The organism is Accumulibacter sp., from assembly GCF_031732815.1.
In the GTDB taxonomy this organism is placed as follows: Bacteria; Pseudomonadota; Gammaproteobacteria; order Burkholderiales; family Rhodocyclaceae; genus Accumulibacter.
The window spans coordinates 1-4,884 of record NZ_JAVMKF010000039.1; the positions used below are offsets into that span (position 1 = coordinate 1).

Genomic DNA, 4,884 nt, shown 5'->3' on the forward strand with positions numbered 1-4,884 from the left:
AGGTGCGGGAGTTTTCGGCTACAATTCCGTTTTCCCGCTCCATTCATCTCCATGACCAAGTACGTATTTGTCACCGGCGGCGTGGTTTCCTCCCTGGGCAAGGGCATCGCCGCCGCATCGCTGGGAGCGATTCTCGAGTCTCGCGGTATCCGCGTCACCAATATCAAGCTCGATCCGTACATCAACGTCGACCCGGGAACGATGAGCCCTTTCCAGCACGGCGAGGTCTTCGTGACGCACGATGGTGCCGAGACCGATCTGGATCTTGGGCATTACGAACGGTTCACCAACGTGCGCATGGAGCGGCGCAACAACTTCACGACCGGGCAGGTGTACGACTCGGTGATCAAGAAGGAGCGGCGCGGTGAGTATCTCGGCAAGACCGTGCAGGTGATTCCCCACATCACCGACGAGATCAAGGCGCAAATCCGACGCGGTGCCGAGGGCGCGGATCTGGCCATCGTCGAAGTCGGCGGAACGGTCGGCGATATCGAGTCGCTACCGTTTCTCGAAGCAATCCGCCAGATGGGCCTGCAGGAAGGGCGCACGAACGCGTGCTATCTGCATCTGACGCTGGTTCCGTACATTCCGACCTCGGGTGAGCTGAAGACCAAGCCGACGCAGCACTCGGTCAAGGAGTTGCGCGAGATCGGCATTCAGCCCGACATCCTGCTCTGCCGTACCGACCGACCAATTCCCGAAGACGACAAGCAGAAGATGGCGCTCTTCTGCAACGTGCAGCGCGAGGCGGTGATCGAGGCGCGCGATGCCGACTCGATCTACAAGATTCCGGCCATGCTGCATGACCAGATGCTCGACGGGATCGTCTGCCACAAGCTGAACATCCTGGCCAGGGCGGCCGACCTGACGCTCTGGAAGGAGATCGTGTACGCGCTCGAACATCCGGAACGCGAGGTGAGCATCGCCTTCGTCGGCAAGTACGTCGACCTCACCGAATCGTACAAGTCGCTCAGCGAAGCCCTGGTGCACGCCGGCATCGCGACGCGCAGCCGGGTCAAGCTGAGCTACCTCGATTCGGAAGAGATCGAGAGGAGCGGCTGTGGCGTGCTCGACGGAATGGATGCGATTCTCGTTCCGGGCGGATTCGGCCGGCGCGGTACCGAAGGCAAGATCAGGGCGATTGGCCACGCGCGCGAAAAGCGTATTCCGTACCTCGGCATTTGTCTGGGTATGCAGCTTGCCGTCGTCGAGTTTGCCCGGCACGTGGCCGGCCTGGGCGATGCGCACAGCAGCGAGTTCGAACCCGCGACCGCGCATCCGGTGGTCGGCCTGATCACCGAATGGCAGGATGCTTCCGGACGTCTCGAACGCCGCGACGAAACTTCCGATCTCGGCGGGACGATGCGGCTGGGCGGCCAGGTGTGCATCCTGCGTGAAGGTTCGCTGGCGCATTCGATCTACGGTCAGGCGCAGATCACCGAGCGCCACCGGCACCGCTATGAAGTCAACAACAGGCTGCTTGGCTGCCTGGAAGAGAGCGGGCTGATCGTCTCGGGCCGTGCTGCGGCGACCGATCTGTGCGAGATCGTCGAACTGCCGCAGACGGGGCCGAACGCGCATCCGTGGTTCATCGGTTGCCAGTTTCATCCCGAGTTTACGTCGTCGCCACGTCGCGCGCATCCGCTGTTTGCCTCTTTCGTGCGGGCAGCTGCGGCGCATCGGGAACGGGGATGAGGCTGGGCGGCTTCAGCGTCGGCCTCGAGCAGCCGCTCTTTCTGATTGCCGGCCCGTGCACCGCCGAATCGCTCGAGCTTTGTCTGGAGGTTGCTGGTCAACTGAAGGAAGTCTGCGCCCGGCTTGCCCTGCCTTATGTCTTCAAGGCCTCCTATGACAAGGCCAACCGGACTTCCGGGCGTTCGCCGCGCGGACCTGGTCTCGACGAGGGCCTGCGCATCTTGGCCGAGGTGCGGCGGCAGATCGGTGTTCCGGTACTCACCGACGTGCACCGCGAGGAAGATATCCGGGCGGTCGCCGAGGTCGTCGACGTGCTGCAGACGCCGGCCTTTCTCTGCCGCCAGACGGACTTCATCGAGGCGGTAGCTGCCGCCGGCCGGCCGGTGAATATCAAGAAGGGCCAGTTTCTGGCGCCGGGCGACATGCGCAATGTCGTGGCCAAGGCGCAGGCGGCTGGCGGGAGCGAGGCGCGGATCATGGTTTGCGAACGCGGCGCGTCTTTCGGTTACAACAACCTCGTTGCCGACATGCGCAGTCTGGCGATCATGCGCGAAACGGCCTGCCCGGTCGTTTTCGACGCCACGCATGCGGTACAGTTGCCGGGTGGGCAGGGCTCGGTTTCAGGCGGGCAGCGCGAATTCGTCCCCGTCCTGGCGCGTGCCGCAGTTGCCGTCGGGATAGCCGGCCTCTTCATGGAAACGCATCCACGACCGGAGCAGGCGCTTTCCGACGGGCCGAACAGTTGGCCGTTGCAGCGCATGGAGAGCCTGTTGACCACGCTGGTTGCCCTCGACCGGCTGGTCAAGGACGCCGGTTTCGCCGAACTCGCCTGACCGTCGGTTTGCCGGTGGCGGGTGGGCTGAACTTTTACACTTTGAAGACAAGGGGAAGATGATGAGCTCTGTCGTTGATGTCGTGGCCCGCGAGGTTCTGGATTCACGCGGCAACCCCACCGTCGAATGTGACGTCTTGCTCGAGTCCGGCGTGATGGGTCGTGCGGCCGTACCCTCCGGTGCGTCCACTGGATCGCGTGAGGCGATCGAACTGCGCGACGGAGATTCCGCACGCTACCTCGGCAAGGGCGTCCTGCAGGCGGTCGAGAACGTCAATACCGAGATTTCCGAAGCGATCATCGGCCTTGACGCGCAGGAGCAGGCGTTCATCGACCAGACGCTGATCCATCTCGACGCCACTGAAAACAAGTCGCGGCTTGGCGCCAACGCCATGCTGGCGGTTTCGATGGCGGTCGCCAAAGCCGCTGCCGAGGAGTCCGGCCTGCCCTTGTACCGCTACTTTGGCGGTTCGGGACCGATGCAGATGCCGGTGCCGATGATGAACATCGTCAACGGTGGGCAGCACGCCAACAACAGCCTCGATTTTCAGGAGTTCATGATCCTGCCGGTCAGTCAGACCTCGTTTCGCGAGGCACTGCGCTGTGGCGCCGAGATCTTCCAGGCGCTCAAGAAGCTGCTGCACAAGAAAGGTTTTTCGACGGCAGTCGGCGACGAGGGGGGCTTCGCGCCCAATCTCGGCAGCCACGCCGAGGCGCTCGAACTGATCATGCACTCGATCGAACACGCCGGCTACACGGCTGGCGAAGACGTGCTGATCGGCCTCGATTGCGCCGCGTCCGAACTCTATCGCGACGGTCGTTACCATCTCGCTGGCGAAAATCTGCAACTGAATTCCTACGAGCTGGTCGACTACCTGGCCAACCTGGCCGATCGCTTTCCCATCGTGTCGATCGAGGACGGCATGAGCGAGGGCGACTGGGATGGCTGGAAGCTGCTGACCAATCGCCTCGGCAAGACCGTCCAGATCGTCGGCGACGATGTTTTCGTCACCAACACCCGCATTTTCAAGGAAGGCATAAAGCAGGGTATCGCCAATTCCATACTGATCAAGATCAATCAGATCGGTACACTTTCCGAGACTTTTGCGGCGATTGAGATGGCCAAGCGTGCGGCCTATGCCGCGGTGATTTCGCATCGCTCCGGTGAAACGGAAGACAGCACCATTGCCGACATCGCGGTCGGCATGAACGCCTTGCAGATCAAGACCGGTTCGCTCTCGCGGTCGGACCGCATTGCCAAGTACAACCAGTTGCTGCGCATCGAGGAGGACCTCGGCGATACCGCGGGTTACCCTGGACGCGAGGCGTTCTACAACCTGTCGCGCTGACTGACGGCGACTGGCTGATGGCGCGGAACCTCGCAGTTTGACTCCAGCCGCTTGATTTTGCCGTGCGCTGGCTTGCGGTTGCCTTGCTGGTTCTGATTGCGCTGCTGCAGCACCCGCTGTGGTTGGGCAAAGGCGGCTGGCTGCGCGTGCGCGAGGTCGACCGCCAGTTGCAGGAGCAGAAGGAGACGAACAAGCGGCTGGAGACGCGCAATGCCGGCCTTGTCGCCGAAGTGATCGACCTCAAGCAGGGTTTTGAGGCGATCGAGGAGCGGGCGCGCTTCGAACTTGGCATGGTCAAGCAGGACGAGGTTTTCGTTCAAATCCCCGACAAGCCGGTCATCGACAAGCAAGCCGCAGCCGCCACGCCGGCACGCGCTGGCCCGGCAGAAAAGGCGCGTGTAGAAAAGCCGCGCGCGGGGTCGGCGAGCGCAACGCACGGCCGGCCGTAGGCGATCGCAGCGCTCGCGCTGGGGGGCTTCCCAACCAAGCCGATGGGCGAGGTGCCCGCTCCCTTGGGGGAGCACGCGTCCGGGCGGTCGAGCGAGACTAGCGCGGGAGCAGTTCGATCTGTCCGCTGATCGTCACGCTGATCTGCGTCTCGCCAGCCTCGATCGGCATTGGCGCGGCCTCGGCGGACATCATCACCGCCGAGCGCATCAGCGGCGCGATCGGCGGCCGGCCGCTGCTGTTGATCGTCAGGCTCTTGATCCGGTGTTTGTTGCCGAGGGCGGCAGCGACCACCTCGGCGCGCTCCTGAAAGGCGGCGATGGCATCGACCATCGCCTGGTTTTCGGCCTTCTTGCGCGTTTGCGGAGCGGGCAGCATGCTCAGGCTGGCGACGCCCATCGTCGCCTGGAGCTTGCCGAGCAGTTCGGAAAGCGCTGCCGTATCGCCCGACTCGAGCGCCAGGTCCGAACGCATTCGCCAGCCCTCGATCCTGCTTGCCTTGCCGTGCACCGGATAGGTATGCGTCATGCCGCTTTGCGTGCGCACGCTGGGGTAAGCGCG

General features: G+C 63.4%; 5 protein-coding genes. 4 read left to right on the forward strand and 1 reads right to left on the reverse strand.

Features of this window, described 5'->3' with window-relative positions; all coding sequences use genetic code 11:
• Window positions 1–51: 51 nt before the first annotated feature.
• The 4 genes from RKP46_RS03335 (at window position 52) to ftsB (ending at window position 4,325) form a co-directional block, all read left to right on the forward strand.
• The gene (locus RKP46_RS03335) at window positions 52–1,695 is read left to right on the forward strand and encodes a CTP synthase (RefSeq protein ID WP_311105310.1); all 1,644 of its coding nucleotides are present in this window, start codon (window positions 52–54) and stop codon (window positions 1,693–1,695) included.
• Window positions 1,692–2,528 (forward strand): 3-deoxy-8-phosphooctulonate synthase, encoded by an 837-nt coding sequence (kdsA, locus tag RKP46_RS03340; RefSeq protein WP_311105311.1) that lies wholly within the window; start codon window positions 1,692–1,694, stop codon window positions 2,526–2,528. Before RKP46_RS03335 ends, kdsA begins: the two co-directional genes overlap by 4 nt.
• 61 nt (window positions 2,529–2,589) lie before the next feature.
• Window positions 2,590–3,876 carry a phosphopyruvate hydratase gene (gene eno, locus RKP46_RS03345; protein ID WP_311105316.1) on the forward strand — a complete coding sequence of 429 codons (1,287 nt, stop codon included), beginning with the start codon at window positions 2,590–2,592 and terminating at the stop codon, window positions 3,874–3,876.
• A gap of 62 nt (window positions 3,877–3,938) precedes the next feature.
• Window positions 3,939–4,325, forward strand: coding sequence for a cell division protein FtsB (ftsB, locus tag RKP46_RS03350; RefSeq protein ID WP_311105312.1), 387 nt, complete (start codon window positions 3,939–3,941; stop codon window positions 4,323–4,325).
• A 97-nt stretch (window positions 4,326–4,422) separates the two neighbouring features.
• On the opposite strand, the gene RKP46_RS03355 is transcribed toward ftsB, so the two are convergent.
• Window positions 4,423–4,884: SIMPL domain-containing protein (locus RKP46_RS03355; protein ID WP_311105313.1), on the reverse strand; the 462-nt coding region annotated here is incomplete at its 5' end.

What these genes read in the sequence shown, in the direction of transcription:
- RKP46_RS03335 (WP_311105310.1), top strand. Translation starts at nt 52, where the DNA reads ATGACCAAGTACGTATTTGTCACCGGCGGCGTGGTTTCCTCCCTGGGC.
- kdsA (WP_311105311.1), top strand. Translation starts at nt 1,692, where the DNA reads ATGAGGCTGGGCGGCTTCAGCGTCGGCCTCGAGCAGCCGCTCTTTCTG.
- eno (WP_311105316.1), top strand. Translation starts at nt 2,590, where the DNA reads ATGAGCTCTGTCGTTGATGTCGTGGCCCGCGAGGTTCTGGATTCACGC.